This window comes from Nocardia sp. NPDC102475, assembly GCF_055584605.1.
Window position 1 is genome coordinate 201,900 of sequence record NZ_JBVJLS010000003.1, and the last position, 15,630, is coordinate 217,529.

Annotated in this window: 14 protein-coding genes; 5 read left to right on the forward strand and 9 right to left on the reverse strand. The window is 66.0% G+C overall.

Translation table 11 applies throughout. The annotated features are described in order from the left end of the window. Positions 1 to 220 precede the first annotated feature (220 nt). Together ACZ60G_RS06595 and ACZ60G_RS06600 are read left to right on the forward strand one after the other, a co-directional pair. The gene (locus ACZ60G_RS06595) at positions 221 to 1,438 is read left to right on the forward strand and encodes a DUF7373 family lipoprotein (protein WP_465807870.1); all 1,218 of its coding nucleotides are present in this window, start codon (positions 221 to 223) and stop codon (positions 1,436 to 1,438) included. 57 nt (positions 1,439 to 1,495) lie between these two features. After that, positions 1,496 to 2,323 (forward strand): DUF3097 domain-containing protein, encoded by an 828-nt coding sequence (locus ACZ60G_RS06600; RefSeq protein ID WP_465807872.1) that lies wholly within the window; start codon positions 1,496 to 1,498, stop codon positions 2,321 to 2,323. An 8-nt stretch (positions 2,324 to 2,331) separates the two neighbouring features. Here ACZ60G_RS06600 and ACZ60G_RS06605 read toward each other — a convergent pair whose 3' ends face one another. Continuing rightward, on the reverse strand, positions 2,332 to 2,469 hold the full coding sequence (locus ACZ60G_RS06605) for a hypothetical protein (RefSeq protein WP_465807873.1): 138 nt from the start codon (positions 2,467 to 2,469) through the stop codon (positions 2,332 to 2,334). Positions 2,470 to 2,510: 41 nt separating this feature from the next. Between ACZ60G_RS06605 and ACZ60G_RS06610 the strand changes: the two genes are divergently transcribed. The 3 genes from ACZ60G_RS06610 (at position 2,511) to ACZ60G_RS06620 (ending at position 6,847) form a co-directional block, all read left to right on the forward strand. Next, positions 2,511 to 3,329 carry a hypothetical protein gene (locus ACZ60G_RS06610; RefSeq protein ID WP_465807874.1) on the forward strand — a complete coding sequence of 273 codons (819 nt, stop codon included), beginning with the start codon at positions 2,511 to 2,513 and terminating at the stop codon, positions 3,327 to 3,329. A 100-nt stretch (positions 3,330 to 3,429) separates the two neighbouring features. Then, entirely contained in the window at positions 3,430 to 4,200 is a 771-nt protein-coding gene (locus ACZ60G_RS06615; RefSeq protein ID WP_465807876.1) for a S1 family peptidase, read from the forward strand. Positions 4,201 to 4,384: 184 nt separating this feature from the next. Beyond that, complete coding sequence (locus tag ACZ60G_RS06620; RefSeq protein ID WP_465807878.1) at positions 4,385 to 6,847, forward strand: FHA domain-containing protein; 2,463 nt, start codon at positions 4,385 to 4,387, stop codon at positions 6,845 to 6,847. Positions 6,848 to 6,907: 60 nt separating this feature from the next. On the opposite strand, the gene ACZ60G_RS06625 is transcribed toward ACZ60G_RS06620, so the two are convergent. From ACZ60G_RS06625 to ACZ60G_RS06660, 8 genes are all read right to left on the reverse strand, one after another. Beyond that, positions 6,908 to 7,969 (reverse strand): ferrochelatase, encoded by a 1,062-nt coding sequence (locus tag ACZ60G_RS06625; RefSeq protein WP_465807880.1) that lies wholly within the window; start codon positions 7,967 to 7,969, stop codon positions 6,908 to 6,910. Positions 7,970 to 7,990: 21 nt separating this feature from the next. Next, positions 7,991 to 8,827 carry an NADH-dependent enoyl-ACP reductase InhA gene (gene inhA, locus ACZ60G_RS06630; RefSeq protein ID WP_465807881.1) on the reverse strand — a complete coding sequence of 279 codons (837 nt, stop codon included), beginning with the start codon at positions 8,825 to 8,827 and terminating at the stop codon, positions 7,991 to 7,993. Positions 8,828 to 8,899: 72 nt separating this feature from the next. Then, positions 8,900 to 9,616 carry a 3-oxoacyl-ACP reductase FabG1 gene (fabG1, locus tag ACZ60G_RS06635; protein ID WP_433526614.1) on the reverse strand — a complete coding sequence of 239 codons (717 nt, stop codon included), beginning with the start codon at positions 9,614 to 9,616 and terminating at the stop codon, positions 8,900 to 8,902. 100 nt (positions 9,617 to 9,716) lie between these two features. Further along, entirely contained in the window at positions 9,717 to 10,721 is a 1,005-nt protein-coding gene (locus ACZ60G_RS06640; protein ID WP_357472199.1) for a VWA domain-containing protein, read from the reverse strand. After that, positions 10,718 to 11,668 carry a DUF58 domain-containing protein gene (locus tag ACZ60G_RS06645; protein ID WP_465807882.1) on the reverse strand — a complete coding sequence of 317 codons (951 nt, stop codon included), beginning with the start codon at positions 11,666 to 11,668 and terminating at the stop codon, positions 10,718 to 10,720. Before ACZ60G_RS06645 ends, ACZ60G_RS06640 begins: the two co-directional genes overlap by 4 nt. A 53-nt stretch (positions 11,669 to 11,721) precedes the next feature. Continuing rightward, positions 11,722 to 12,939: an AAA family ATPase gene (locus ACZ60G_RS06650; protein ID WP_465807883.1), complete on the reverse strand. Its 1,218-nt coding sequence runs from the start codon at positions 12,937 to 12,939 to the stop codon at positions 11,722 to 11,724. A 157-nt stretch (positions 12,940 to 13,096) separates the two neighbouring features. Beyond that, positions 13,097 to 14,521 carry an NlpC/P60 family protein gene (locus tag ACZ60G_RS06655; protein ID WP_465807885.1) on the reverse strand — a complete coding sequence of 475 codons (1,425 nt, stop codon included), beginning with the start codon at positions 14,519 to 14,521 and terminating at the stop codon, positions 13,097 to 13,099. Positions 14,522 to 14,785: 264 nt separating this feature from the next. Then, positions 14,786 to 15,361: an Rv1476 family membrane protein gene (locus ACZ60G_RS06660; protein ID WP_465807887.1), complete on the reverse strand. Its 576-nt coding sequence runs from the start codon at positions 15,359 to 15,361 to the stop codon at positions 14,786 to 14,788. Between the last annotated feature and the right edge of the window lie 269 nt (positions 15,362 to 15,630).

Here is a 15,630-nt window from a genome sequence, read left to right on the forward strand (position 1 = left end):
CCACTGTAGTGGTCCGAGCCACTTCTGGGGCGCGACAAACCCAAGATCACCGAGGGCCGTTCGAGGCGTCCCATGCCGCATTACCGAGCCATCGAATCCGAAACGACTGTGCGCCTATTGATTTCGATCGAAACCCCGACGCTGCAGCACTCCGCTGAACCAATCCGGCTCGGCATCCGTAATCGCAACAACATCGCGTACGAAGGACGAGGAATCAGGCATGTTTCGGAGATCACGCACCGTCATTTCGGCTGCCTGCATCGCGGTAGCCGGTCTGCTGGCCGGGTGCGGCATCGCCGGTATACCGGTCGCGGCCGAACCCGATGTTCGCAAGCTGGAGATCGGCGATTATCCGGTCGACAAATACCACTACGACCAGGAAGCGCACGGCAACGGCGCACTCCTGGAAAGCATTCGGATGGCCGAGGCGATGGTACCGACGAGCCGTATCGATCCGAAATTGACCTTCGGTGTGCTCGGCGGTGTCGTATCCGATAGCCATGAGGCGGCCGACTATTACACCGGCAGCGCGTCGATACCGGTGCTCGACCGCCACAAAATGCTGGCCGCCTACGGCGCGGTCGGTGCGGACCGCCCCTATGAGCCGTTCCAGATCGATCAGCGCGGCCCCGGCCCGGACGTCACCATCATCTCGCAACTGGTGATGCGCTTCCCGAACGCGACCGAGGCCGAACAGGCAGCACGCGAACTCGAAGCTGCCGATTTCGCCGTCGCACCCGATCAGAACAAGCGGCTCGAGCTGGACAAATATCCTAATGCCCACACCCACTGGCGGCCCGATGTCGCCAATATCGGATCCTTCATCGCCGATAAGGAATTCGTCCTGCAGGTATTCATCCAGCGGCCCAAGGCCGATGAACGCGATCTACTGGGCTGGCTCGGCAACACCTTCGACGCCGAACTCGCCGTCGTCGACAAATTCCGGGCCACCCCTGTGGACCAGCTCGACGAGTTGAAGGTCGATCCGGATGGGCTGCTGGCCCGCGCTGTCGTCCGCGACCGCCGAAACCACACGCTCGACCTGCGCGAATTCAGTGTGTACGGCCCGGCCATCGTCGTGCACACCGCCACGAATCAGGCCACCTCGCAGCGGATGATCGACGAAACCGGGTTGGACGCCTGGGCGATCGCGGACGACACCATCGTCTATCGGGTGCGCGACGAGGCCTCGGGGCCGCGTCTGGTCAACGAGCTCATCGCACGTTCCGGTGACGAATACGATCCGATCGATGCGCCCAAGGATGTGCCCGGCGCGATCTGCCAGCGGCTCAATCGGCGCGGCGATACCGATAAGCAGTTCAAGCACAGCTGCTATGTCACCTATAAGCGCTATGTCGGGAACGTCAACGGCGATAACGAAGCCGACGTTCGGCAGAAGGTGGCGGCGCAATACGCGCTGTTCGCGAATAGTCTGTGACCGGCACACCAACTCGCCTGCGCCGCAACCCGAACCGGCGGTGCTAGTTTCGGGCGGGTGAGCGGGCGTGACATGTATGGCGGCGACATCTTCTCCGGGCATTCGCGATCGAAGAAGCGGACCGTGCCGACGGTCCTCGCCGAACGCGACCTCGTGGTGGAGGATGCGGCGACCGGATTCTGCGGTGCCGTGGTCGGATTCGATCGCACTTACGACGGCGAATTCGTCAAGTTGGAGGATGCGCGCGGTGCCGTGCGGCTATTCGCATTGCGCGAGGCCGCATTCCTGATCGACGGTGCGCCCGTCACGCTGGTCCGGCCCAAGGCCGCGGCGCCGAAGAAGCCGACCCGGTCGGCATCGGGTTCGACCCGGGTCGAGGGGCTGCGCGCGCAGGTCGCGAAGACGAGCCGGATCTGGGTGGAGGGCGTCCACGATGCCGCGTTGGTGGAGCGGGTCTGGGGGCACGATCTGCGGGTCGAGGGCGTGGTCGTCGAACATCTCGAGGGTTTGGACAATCTGGCCGAGCGGCTGACCGAATTCGTGCCCGGAGCGGGCCGGCGGGTCGGTGTGCTGGTCGACCATCTGGTCACCGGTTCCAAGGAAACCCAGCTGACCACCGGACTCGGTAAGTTTGTGCTGGTCACCGGGCATCCCTATGTCGATGTCTGGCAGGCTGTGCGTCCTGCGGCGGTCGGTATCGCGGCGTGGCCGGAGGTGCCGCGCGGCGAGGATTGGAAGACCGGCATCTGCCGTCGGCTCGGCTGGGGCACGCCGCAGGAGGGGTGGCGGCGGGTCTACAACGCGGTCGAATCCTTCCGCGATCTGGAATCCCCCCTGATCGGCGCGGTGGAGCGGCTCATCGACTTCGTCACCGAACCGGAGTGACGTCCATATCAGGTCCATTCGCTGAAATCATGTCCCACTCCGCGGAATTCGGCCCGCACGCCGACGGCGGCGGCGCGCCCGCCGTTGTGGTACTCGCGGTACCGGACGGCGGATCGATGCGCGCAGCTCACCGGGGTATCCGGCATGGACGCACCCGAGTCGCAACCCTCCTTTATGCTCGATAATTATGTGCTCTCCAAGTGCCACGCTGACGGTGTGGGCCGGCTCCTGGCTGGCCGGTTGCAGCGCGCCCGACGACATCCTCGAGGCGCTGTACGCTTGGGCGCCGCGGCACACCATCGCCGCGGGCGATCCGTTGACCGGCGGCCGCGACGACCTGCCGTGGTCATCTCGCGACAACCTGTCCGGCACCGGAGTCATGGCGCTACTCAAGGTGATTCGCGAGGCGATGGCACAACCCGGTGCACAGCTGCGCTTGGTGCTTCCGGTGCCCGGCGATGTGCGCGGACTGCCGACCGGAACGGCCTTCGCCGCTGATGCGATCGAGGCGGGCGAGGGAATGTTGTTCGGCGTTCCGGGCGAGGAGGGCACCGGATTGATCCCGCAGTGGCCCGATGACGACACGCTGCAGTGGACCGTCTACAGCACCCCGATTCCGGCCGCGCCGGGCGCGGATATTTCGCTCGGCGAGGCGGAATACACGATGCGCGAAGCGGTACGCGATGCCGCCGACGCCCTGATGCGCCTGCACACCACCGCCGCGGGCGCGACCGTCGACTCCGACCCCCGCGAACTCATCGAGGCCGAGCTCGCGGATTACTCCCGCCACGACTACCCGGATTCGATCCCGTTGCGCGCCAGGCGAATCCTCGACAGCGCCGACCACGTCGCCGCCATCCTCACTGTCGCCCAACGCGAACCGGCCTCCTCCCCCACTTCCGCCACCGCCATCGGCGCGCAGGAAGACCTCCTACGCCCACTGTGGGACGCGATCCGCGCAGCACGGTTGGTGGCGGTACACGCCGCGGCTCGCGGCAATTCGTAAAGCACCGGCGCAAGGCGGCCACCGGTCCCGTAGGCGCGAGAACACCGGCATCCTCTGGTTGAATGGACCGAGCGATCGCCTGAATCATCCGGGAGGCGGCATGTTTCGCATATCTCGCATTGCCGCGGCTGTAACCGCCGCATTCATCGTCGCTCTCGGCGCCCCTGCCGTTCCCGCCACAGCGATCGTGGGTGGAAATACCACCGAGGCGAGCGCCTACCCGTGGCTCGTCGCCGTCGGCAGCCCGTTTTACGTCTTCCGACCATCCGGGCAGTTCTGCGGCGGTGCGCTCATCGCGCCCGATCGGGTAGTGACAGCGGCGCATTGCGTCGATCTGGCGCGGCTGCTGCCGCAGGCGATCACCGTCACCTTCGGCCGCACCGACCTGCGCTCGCACGCCGGAGTCACCGTGGGAGTCAAGGAGATTCGCATCCACCCGGATTTCCGGGAATCCGATTTCGAGGGCGAGACCGTGCATCACAATGATCTCGCGATCCTCATCCTCGACGAGCCGAGACCGGGCCCGTTCCTGGAAATCGCCGCGCCACAGGGCGATCCGCGCGCATACGGCGACACCGGCACCATCGTCGGCTGGGGCGCGACCTCCGAGAGCGACACCTCGAATACGCTCCTGCGATCCGCCCCCGTCCCGATCGTCACCGACCCGACGTGCGCCGCCGCCTATGGCTCCGCCTTCGACCCCGCCGACATGCTCTGCGCCGGATCCCCCGACGCCGATACCGCCGAATACGACAGCGGCGATCCACTTCTCGTCGCGGGCCGACTGATCGGCCTCACCTCTTGGGGCAAGGGCAGCGCACGCCCGGGGTTTCCCGGCGTCTACGCCTACCTCACGACCCTCAGCTTCTGATCGACAACACCGCGACGAAGTCTGCCCGAACTGGTCTGGCGGGTCCCGACGTCAGCCTGGAGCGCCGGATACATTGTCGACACCAACGCCAATCGGATGTTTGTGCTGACGGGTTGCCGACGACCGGAATTGCGAGGTAGTCGAACATTGCCGGGAGACTGCGGACCAGTCGTATACTCACGTCATGGCGGATGACCAGTCCTCCATCGGATCCCCCGAGACGCCAGTTCTTGTGGTGCAGACTCGGGAACGCGTCTATCGGCTACGCGCTGGGACGGCATATAACGTCGGTCGCGATCCGGCATCCGACGTTATCGTGACCGATCCGCGCGCATCTTCGGTGCACGCCGTGCTGGAGCGGGGTGCGGACGGTTGGGAAATCGAGGACGCGGGCAGCCTCAACGGCACCTTTTTCGAGGGTCACCGCGTCGAGCGGATGCTGATCGACCATGACGAGACGTTCCAGCTCGGTCACGCCGTGGACGGCGAGCAGTTGGCCTGCTCCATCGAGGGGCAAGAAGGACAAACCGGCCAAAAGTCCGATGACGATATCGGGGTAGACACGATGATCGTCTCCGATCCGGGCTACGACCTCGCGGATGAAGCAACGGTCACGAAATTCCACGCGGGTCGGTCCAGGCGAGTTTCGCGAACGCCAGCTTCGGTGGCCCGACCCAGCGCGGTCGTCCGGATCACCTCGCCCACGCTTCGGATCGGACGCGCGGCAGACAACGACATCGTCGCCCACGACCTCATGCTCTCCCGCCATCACGCCGAGCTGCGCACGATCGGCGACGGCAGATACCGGATCGTCGACCTCGACAGCCACAACGGCACCTACGTCAACGGCCACCGAATCGATGCCGCGGACCTGTCCGAATCCGATTTGATCGGCATGGGGCACACCACGTTCCGGCTGGTCGGCGACGAGCTGCGCGAGTTCGTCGACACCGGTGACGTATCGGTCTCGGTGCAAAGCCTCACCGTGCGGACCCCCGAGGGCAAGGTGCTCCTCGACGGGGTGAGCTTCCCGATCCCGCAGCGCTCACTTGTCGGGGTCATCGGGCCCAGCGGAGCGGGCAAGTCGACGCTGCTCGGCGCGGTCACCGGGTTGCGGCCCGCGACGGAGGGGACGGTCCGCTACGACGGACGCGACCTGTACACCGATTACGACGAACTCCGGCACCGAATCGGGCTGGTCCCGCAGGAAGACATCCTGCACAACCAGCTTCCGACGCGGCGCGCGCTGCTCTACGCGGCCGAATTGCGCTTCCCCGGTGATACGCGCCGCGAGGAGCGCGAACAGCGAGTCGACGAGGTCCTCGACGAGCTCGGTTTGGCGCGGCACGCCGATACCCGCATCGATAAGCTCTCCGGCGGACAGCGTAAACGCGTGAGCGTCGCAGTGGAGTTGCTGACCAAACCGTCCCTGTTGTTTCTGGACGAACCGACCTCCGGCCTCGACCCGGGCCTGGACAAAACGGTCATGGAAATGCTGTCCGAACTCGCGCACGACGGGCGGACCGTCATCGTCGTTACGCACAGCGTGGCCAATCTTGATTTCTGCGACCGCCTGCTGGTCCTGGTGCCTGGTGGTCAGCTTGCCTATTATGGGCCGCCGGCGGAGGGGCTGCAGCAGTTCGCACAGCGCAGCTGGGCCGAGGTGTTCCAGGCATTCGACCGCGAGGAAGACCGCGACTGGGCCGGTGAGTTCCGGACTTCGCCACGCTTCGAGAACTACGTGGCGGTCGGATTGACCGACGATGTCGGCCCAGCGGAAGTGCACACACCGGCGCCGCCGCCTGCGCAGCAGTCCAAGCTTGCCCAGCTCAGTACCTTGTGCCGGCGATATCTGGCGGTGATTGCCTCGGACCGAAGCTATCTGGCGCTGCTCGGCGTGATGCCCGTGCTTCTCGGTGGTTTGATCGCCGCAGTGCCGTCAGGCGAGGGATTCGCCGGGCCGCCCGGATCCAACGTCGATGCCCCGACCAAACTCATGATTTTGGCATTCGCGGCATGCTTCGTCGGCACCGGCAACTCGATTCGCGAGATCGTCAAGGAACAGACGATCTACCGCAGAGAACGCGCGGCAGGCCTGTCGGCGGGGGTCTATCTGATGTCGAAACTGCTGGTCCTGAGCGTGATCACCACCCTTCAAGCGGTGGTGTTGGTCTTGGTCGGCACCATCAATGTGGATATGCCGTCCAAGGGGCTCTTCACCTCTGTCGAGCTGGAGCTGATCCTGGCGATGGCGCTGCTCGGGATCGCATCGCTGGCATTGGGCTTGCTGGTGTCGGTGTCGGTGAACACCTCGGAGAAGACACTGCCGCTGCTTATTGTGCTGTCGATGGCACAGCTTGTGCTCACCGGCGGGCTGGTGCGGCTGCCCGGCACACTCGGCCTAGAGCAACTGGCCTACATATCGCCATCCCGTTGGGGGTTCGGAGCGGGAGCCGCCACCCTCGACCTCGACACTCTCACACCGCACACGGGCGCAGCCGACCCGCTGTGGAAACACACCATGGGCACGTGGCTGCTCGACATGGGAGTCGTCGCCGGGCTAGGGGCCGTCTTCCTCGCGCTGGCCTGGTACCGCCTATATCAGCTGCGGCCACGGCGGCGCGGTGCCCGCCGCGCGAGGCTTTGACGCACCAGCGACGCAACCCGGCGGCGCGTCGGGCTGGTGCCATCGACGTCCCCTCGAAAGCTAGGTTGCCGTGGCGGGGCGTCGCGGCGGGGTGCAGCAGTCGATTGCACACGAGGCACCGTTTACGGTGCAGCCGTAGCCTGGAATGTCGCCGAGTCGGCGTGGCGATTTGCCGGTCAGGTGCTCGTTGATCAGTTCAACGACCAACTGGGCGAAGCGGGGATCGGTGCCGGGGGTGGCGGCCCTGGCGAACGCCATGCCGAGTTCCTCCGCCTTCTCCCTGGCTTCGTTGTCCAGATCCCAGATGACCTCGAGGTGATCGGAGACGAACCCGACCGGGCAGACCACGACGGCATCCACACCCTTGCCGGACAGATCCTCGAGATGATCGACGATATCCGGATCGAGCCAAGGGATCCGCGGTGGCCCGGAGCGGGACTGCCACACCAGGTCATAATCGGCGAATCCCGTTGCGGCGGCACATAATCGGGCGGCCTCGGCGACCTGACGACTGTACAGACGGCCACCATCCGCAGGCGGTCCCGCGGAAATATCGGCCGATACCGGTATCGAGTGCGCAGTGAACACCAGTCGAGCGCCTTCCTGGCGCTGCGCGGGAAGAGAACCAACCGCAGCACGAATCGCCGCAGCGAATGCCTCGATCAACAGCGGGTGGTCGAAGTACTGCCGCAACTTCACCAGTTCCGGCGCATCCGGCCCGAAAGCCGCACGCGCTCTTGCGATGTCCTCGTCGTACTGCAGGCAGCCGGAGTATCCACCCCACGCCGAGGTCGGGAACACCAGGGCCGACCGCACACCGTCGGCGGCCATGCGCGCGACGGTGTCCTCGACCATGGGATCCCAGTTGCGGTTACCGAAGTACACCGGCAATTCGATTCCGGCACCGGCCAATTCACGCTCCACCGCGGCGATAATGTCGCGGTTGAGCGCATTGATCGGGGAAACACCGCCGAAGTGCAGGTAATGCTGCGCGACCTCCTCGAGACGTTCGCGCGGCACGCCCCGCCCCCGAGTGACGTTCTCCAGGAACGGCATCACGTCCTCGGGCCGCTCGGGACCGCCGAACGATAGCAGCAGCAGGGCGTCGGCGGCCCGAACCACGGTGTCTCCCTTCGGATTACCTCAGTTGATCGACATATTCTCCGGGAACCAGGTGTTGTGGCTGGCTCCACCGTCGACGTAGATGATCGAACCGGTGGTGCCCGGCAGCCAGTCCGAGAGCAGCGTGACGATCGACTTCGCCACCACGGTCGGATCGTCGACATCCCAGCCGATCGGCGACGCGCCGTCCCAGTAGGTGTTGAGCTGGTTCAGCTTGGCGGCATCGTCGGTCGCGGTGCCCGCGATGGCCTTGGCCGCGAGGGTCTTGATCGGGCCCGCGGCGATCAGATTCGAGCGAATCCGCTTGGCGGTGCCGACCTCGCGCGCCACATACCGGTTCACCGACTCCAGCGCGGCCTTGGCCACACCCATCCAGTTGTAGAACGGCATCGCGGTGCGCGGATCGAAGTCCATGCCGACGAGCGAACCGCCCTCGTTCATCACCGGCAGCACGGCGCGGGCCAGCGAGGCGTAGCTCCACGCCGAGATCTCGAAGGCCTTGGCCGCATCCGGACCGGGACCGTCCAGGAACGGACGCGCCTCCGGGCCCATCAGTGTGCGCGGCGCGAAGGCGATCGAGTGCAGCACACCGTCGAGGCCGTCCGGTGCGAGCTCACGGACCTTATCGGCCAGCGCGACCAGATCGTCCTCGTTGGTGACATCGAGCGGGATGGCCGGGGCGACCTCTTGCGGCAGCCGCTTGGCGATCCGATCGATCAACCGCAGCCGCTCCGGAATGCCGGTGATGATCACCTTCGCGCCCTGCTCCTGCGCGACCGCCGCCGCGTGGAACGCGATCGAGGAATCGGTGATGATGCCGGTGATCAGGATGGTCTTGCCTTCGAGCAATCCGCCCATGGGTTTTCGGTTCTCCTGTAGTCGAAGTTCAACTGGTTACGCGACCGCCGAACATGCCGGCTGTCGGTTGGGTCAGTGGCCCATGCCCATGCCGCCGTCGACCGGGATCACCGCGCCGGAAACATAGGCCGAATCATCGGAGGCCAGAAAGCTGATCACGGCGGCGACGTCTTCCGGCTGGCCCAGGCGCTGCAGCGGAATGAACTTCTTCGCGGTGTCACGCAGATCGTCGGGCAGTTCGGCCGTCATATCGGTCTCGATGAAGCCCGGCGCGACCACATTCGCGGTGATCGAGCGCGAGCCGAGCTCACGGGTGATGGAACGCGCCAGGCCGATGACACCGGCCTTCGACGAGGCATAGTTGATCTGGCCGGGCCCGCCGCCGAGGCCGACGACCGAGCCGAGGAAGATCATCCGACCCCAACGCGCCCGCAGCATGGCGCGGTTCGCGCGCTTGGCGCAGCGGAACGCACCGGTCAGGTTCGCATCGATGACCTTGGTGAACTGCTCCTCGCTCATCCGCATCAGCAGGGTGTCGTCGGTGATGCCCGCATTGGCGACCAGCACCTCGACCGGCCCCTGATGCTGCTCCACCTCGGCGAAGGCGGCATCGACCGAATCACTGTCCGTCACATCGCATTTCACACCGAACAGACCGTCCGGAACCCCCGACCCACGATGCGTGACGGCCACCTTGTGCCCGTCGGCAAGCAGACGCTGCGCGACCGCGAGTCCGATACCGCGGTTGCCACCCGTCACCAGGACCGACCGGGATGTGATGTTCGACATGAGGACCAACCTATCTGTTCGGGTTCGTGCGCCACGCCCGGGCCACACATAGTGCTCTATGTAGAACCGGGCGCGTCGCGACGGCAGGCATTGACGACGACTACGGCAGGCGTTGACGATAGAGCAAGCCGGTAACTACACCGGCAGCGACAACGAGCATGCCGAGCAAAAGCCAAGGCCTGCTGGCATCGCCCCTGGTCATCTCGTAACCGATCTGCTCTTCGAGCGTGTCGTAGACCGCGGTCAACTCGGTCAGGCTCGAAGCGGTATAGAAATCGCCGCCGGAGAGTTTGGCGATCTCGCGCAGCGCATCGTCGTCGACAGGCACCTTGACGCGCTGGGCGCCCTTGCCGTCCTGATCCGGAATCTCCACCGTGCCCCATGACGTGCCGAACGAAATCGTCGACACCGGAACGCCTTTGTTCTTGGCGAGGCGGGCCGCGGTGAAACCGTGCCGTGGGTTGTCGACATCCTTGTCGTCGGGCACCGTCTGCTTACCGTCGGACATCAGCACGATGCGCGCGGGCGGCGGCGTCTCCGCACCACCGAGCACCGTGGCGATAGTGTCGATCGACTGCAGCGCGGTGAGAATGCCCTCACCGGTGGCGGTGCGCTCGGCGAGTTTGATGTTGTCGATGGCCGCCTTGACGGCCTCGCGGTTCGTCGTCGGCGGCACCATCACCGATGCGGTGCCCGCGAAGGTGACGAAGCCGAGATTGATACCTGGGGGCAGCCCGTCGACGAATTCCTTACCGGCCTTCTGCGCCACCTTCAGTCGCGAGGGCGGCACATCGGTCGCCTCCATGGACAGCGAAACGTCCATCACCAGAACGACTGTCGCGCGATTGCGCGGCACCTTCTTGACGGCGGTCGGCCCCGCGGCCGCGATGGTGAGGAACACCAGACCGACCAGCATCAGCGCGATCGGCACATGCCGCATCGGACTCGGCCGCGACGGGGCGACCTTCTCCAGCAGCTCCATATTGGTGAACTGCAGCATGTGCCGGTGGCGGCTGCGCTGAACGAGGATGTAGCCCAACGCGATCAGCACGACCACGGCGAGGAAACCGAGCCAGACCAGCGCGGTGAAATGCGAAATACTCACTGGCGCGGCGCCCGTCCGCTCGGGGCGCCGAATGCGTGGCGCCGGGTGGACACGAACCGGACCACGTCGGAGATCCAGTCCCGATCGGTCTGCAGGGTGAGCACCGGTGCGCCGCAACTGCGCAGGGCCTGCTCGACCTGAACGCGATGGCGTTCGGCGGCGGCCGCGAAATCGGCACGCAGCGAAGGCGTCACGCTGAATTCACGGGTGCGCCCGGTCTCGGGATCGTGCAGCACCACATCACCCACGGCGGGCAGCGACAGATCGCGCGGATCGAGCACTTCCACCGCGAGCAGATCGTGGCGCGCGGAGATGGCGCGCAGTGAGCGCTGCCAGTTGATATCACCGAGGAAGTCGCTGATGACCACCGCGAGTCCGCGCTTGCGCTGCGGGCGGCGCAACGATTCGATCGCCTCGCGCAGATCGCCGCGCACACCGTCGCGGGCGTGCGGCGTCGTCGCGATCTCGCGCAGCATCGACTGCGCGTGCACCCGGCCGCTGCGCGCGGGAATGCGGGTCAACTGCTCACCGGTCGCGACGACCGCGCCGATCCGATTACCGCCGCCGCTGGTGAGGTGGGTGATCGCCGCGGCAGCCGCGACGGCCAGATCACGCTTCTGGCACAGCGCGGTGCCGAAGTCGAGGCTGGCCGACAGATCGACCACCATCCAGGTCTCGAGTTCCCGGTCCGCGATCATCTGCCGCACATGCGGATGGGTGGTGCGGGCGGTGACCGACCAATCCATCTGGCGCACATCGTCGCCCGGCTGATAGGTCCTGGCCTCGCCCGGCTCCGAGCCGGGGCCCGGAATCAAACCGAGGTGATCGCCGTGCAGAACACCGTCGAGTCGACGACGGACGGTCAGTTCCAGTGTTCTGAGCGCCGCCGTCAGCTTGGGGTCGGACAGTTCGCCCGATCGGAAAGACGGTGGTGTATGTGGGGACATCGGCACTGGTGGAACCCCGTCTTGTGGAAAATCAGGCACAGCCGATGCCGAGGTCACTTCGGCTGGTTATTGCCGGCGGCCGGAGACATCTGCGCGACCGGCGGCTGCGGCACCGCGTCCTGGGGGGCGGCCGGCTGCGGGATCGGCGGCTGCGCGCCGTGCGGACCCATGGCGGGCGAGGCGGCCGGAACGGGTGCGGCCTGCGCCCCGGCTCCTTGCGGCGCGACCGCCTGCGGCGCGACCTGCGGCAGGCCGACGGTCTGCAGCACGCGCTTGATCACATCGTCGGGGCTGATCTCATCGGCGAGCGCGTCGTAGGACAGCACCAGACGGTGGCGCAGCACATCCGGAATCACCTCGACGACATCCTGCGGCACCACATAGTCGCGGCCGCGAATCAGCGCGACGGCGCGGGCCGCGGCGATGATGCCGAGGCTGGCGCGCGGCGAGGCGCCGTAGGCGATCCAGCTCGCCACATCCTGCATGCCGAAGTCACCGGGCTTGCGGGTCGCCGCGATCACCCGGACCACGTAGTCGACCAGTGCATGGTGCACGAACGTATTCGCGGCCACCTTCTGCAAGCGGATCAGCTCGGACGGCTCGAGGATCGGCTTGGCTTCCGGCGGAGTGACACCCATCCGGTAGATGATCTCGCGCTCTTCCTCCACCGACGGGTAGTCGACGACCACCTTGAACAGGAAGCGGTCGCGCTGCGCCTCGGGCAGCGGGTACACGCCCTCGCTCTCGATCGGGTTCTGGGTCGCCATGACCAGGAACGGATCGGGCATCGGGTAGGTCTTGCCGCCGATCGACACATGCCGCTCGGCCATCACCTCGAGCAGTGCGGACTGCACCTTGGCGGGCGCGCGGTTGATCTCGTCGGCGAGGACGAAGTTCGCGACGACCGGGCCGAGTTCGGTATCGAATTGCTCGCGGCCCTGGCGGTAGATCCGGGTTCCGATGAGGTCGGTTGGCACCAAGTCGGGGGTGAACTGGACGCGGGAGAACGAACCGCCGACCACCTTGGCGAAGGTCTCTACCGCAAGGGTTTTGGCGATACCCGGGACACCCTCGAGCAGTACGTGGCCGCGTGCGAGCACCCCGACGAGCAGCCGTTCGACGAGCCGATCCTGGCCGACGATAACGCGCTTGACCTCGTATATCGCCTTCTCCAGGGTCTGGACGTCACGCTCCAGGGTGCTGGGTGCGGGAGCAGCGGCCTCTTTCGCCAAACTTGCCCCGCTCACACCGTCCGTCGAAGTCACCAACATCCCCGCTTTCGCTTTGGTCCTGTGCGTGCTGCCACAACTATTCCAGGTAATGGCCGCATATGCCGCAACCGGACCCGAGATAATGGCAAATCAACAGGTTCGCGGTCGGGTTCGCGGCGGACGGCCCAGCCTGGGCGTTACCAGACGAGCCTAGGGGTTACGAGACGATCCGCACCGCGTACGGCATGATGCCGCCCTCGCGCACCGGAGACACCCGTACCACCTCGCCGGATTGCGGCGCCTCGACCATCTTCCCGTTTCCGAGGTAGAGCGCAACATGTTCGCTGCCGTTCGGCCCCCAGAACAGCATGTCGCCGCGGCTGCGCTCGGCAACGGGCACTCTGGCGCCCGCGTTGTATTGATAGCCGCTGTAGTGCGGCAGTGAGACGCCGATACCGGCGAAGGCGTAGATCATCAGACCCGAGCAGTCGAAGCCGACCTTGTTGTAATCGCCGTAGCTGTCGGCGACACCGCCGTCGCGGATGCCGAGGGTCGGCCCGTCCTCGTCGCCACCGCCCCAGGCATAGATGACGCCCAGCTGCGACATGGCCCGATCGACCACGGTTTCGATCGCCTCGGAGCCGCCGATGGGCGGCATGGTCGGCCCGGTGACGCGCGGGCGGGTCTGGCGCGGCGGCGAATCCTCCATCTGGATATGCGGCCGCTTACCCGCGCCCGCCTGTGCCGCGCGGTCTCTGGCGGCCTGGTCCTGGGCCGCACGTGCGGCGGCGGCCGCGGCGGCCGCGCGGATAGCGGCCTCCTCAGCCTTGCGCTGTTCGTCCCAGGACAGATATGCCTCACGTTGCCCTTGCAGCCCGGCCACATTCGCGCGCGCCTGGTCGAGGCGACCCTGCGCCACCGTGCGCTCGCGTAGTAGGCCCTCTCGCTGCGCCGCCTGCTGATCCTGTTCGGCCTGCACGGCGGCGACGGCGTTCTCGGCGTCGGTCTTCTTCTGCTCGGCCACCGCGGCGGCCGCGTCGGCGGCCGATTTCGCTTGGCGCGCACTGGCATTCCTATTGCCCTGTTCGATCTGGGCGCGGCGCAGCGAGTCGAGCACCGACTGCTGATTCTTCGATACCAGCGTGAACACCTGGGCACGGCTGAGGGCGACCTCCGGGGTGGCCGAGGACAGATAGGTGACCATCGAGGTCGCGGCGGGCCGGGTGTACGCCTGCACCGCGAACTGGTCGAAGTTGCGTCTGGCCTGGTCGACCTGGATTCCGGCGTCGCTCAGTTCGCGCTGGGTCTGCACCACCGCGGCCGCGGCCGCGTCGGCGGCGTCGCGGGCGTCCTGCAGATCGACGAGGGCCTTGTTCACCTCTTCGCGCTTCTGGGCGATCGCGCCGTCGAGTTCCCGCAGCTTCTGATCCGTCACCGCGACCTGGTTGATCAGCGCGCCGACCTCGGTCACTCTGGCGTCGACTTGTGCTCCGGCGTCGACGATCTGGCTATCGCTCGGGTTGGGCGGGGCGGGCGGCACCGCAGCGACCGGTCCGGCCGTGACGAGCACAGCGGCAGTGACCAGCAACCCCAGAGCGACCCACAGCGGACGCCGAGAACCGGCAACGCCGTTGTTGCGCATCGCACCTCCCAAGGACCCGACCAGGCTTAACCTCACGAGCCCCCTGCGAACCATAACGCTCAGTGGTGCACAGATAGCTCTCTGAACACTCTTTCCCCATCAGTCACCATTCGAACCGTACGACACATCATTCACTAAAGAAACTCCGGCAACAGAACTACAGCCGCGTAATTTGGTAGTTGCCGAGAAATAGCCACACAGGCGCGAGGATTCGGCCGGCAAAAACAAACCGACCGATAGGAAAAGTAACTGAGCGAATGCTCGTTACGAGGTGAGATCCCTGTCGTCGCCGGGACCCGAAACCCCTACCGACACAGCCCGCCCTGCAGAACGGCGAGACTTCACCCAGTAGAGTCCGCCGACCACCGCCGCCGTGCCGACAAGCAACACACTGGTGATCGCGGTCCAGGAAAAGGTCTCCGGACGCTCCAGCTGATCAACGAAAAGCCGCGCCGCCTGCGCCGAATGCCCCTGAGTGCTCTTGGAAAGGTCCTCGGCCCGCTCCAGCTTCACCCGGCTGATCGAATCGCTGTAGGTGCCGACCCAGTCGTCGCTGAACACCACCACGGTTCCGTGCTCGGTCTTGCCGACCTCGGTGGCCAGGTCCCGTAGATTGGAGTCGTGGCCTGGATTACCGGGAATCACCACGATGCTGAGCTCGATGCCGTGGGCGCGAGCATCGGCGACGACCGCCTCGAGTGCGTCCTGATCCTTACCCTTCGGCGTGGCCACATGATTGTCGACCACATCCTCCTTGATCTGGGTCAACGTCTTGTCGTCGATACCAGGGGGGAGTTCGGCGCGCATAGGCGTGAACACCGAGGTGTGCGAGACGGTCATCTTCCATCCGGTCTGTCGAGCCGCATCGGCACGCGAGGCGACGGGCATCCAACACTGCAGGGTGAACCGGTGCGGGCCCACCAGTCACTCCGAACAACTCGAAAGCACAGTACGCGACGGAGTGTCGGATCACCTTCGGACGTCGCGCTCAACGGCACCCGCGCGTTTCACAGGACAAGCGTACTGTTAGGCTCGAAGCCGCGAGGAACCAGTACGTTCCAGCGCTGGGACCCTCCGAACACGTAACCGAAGCGACTGCCTGCAGGTCG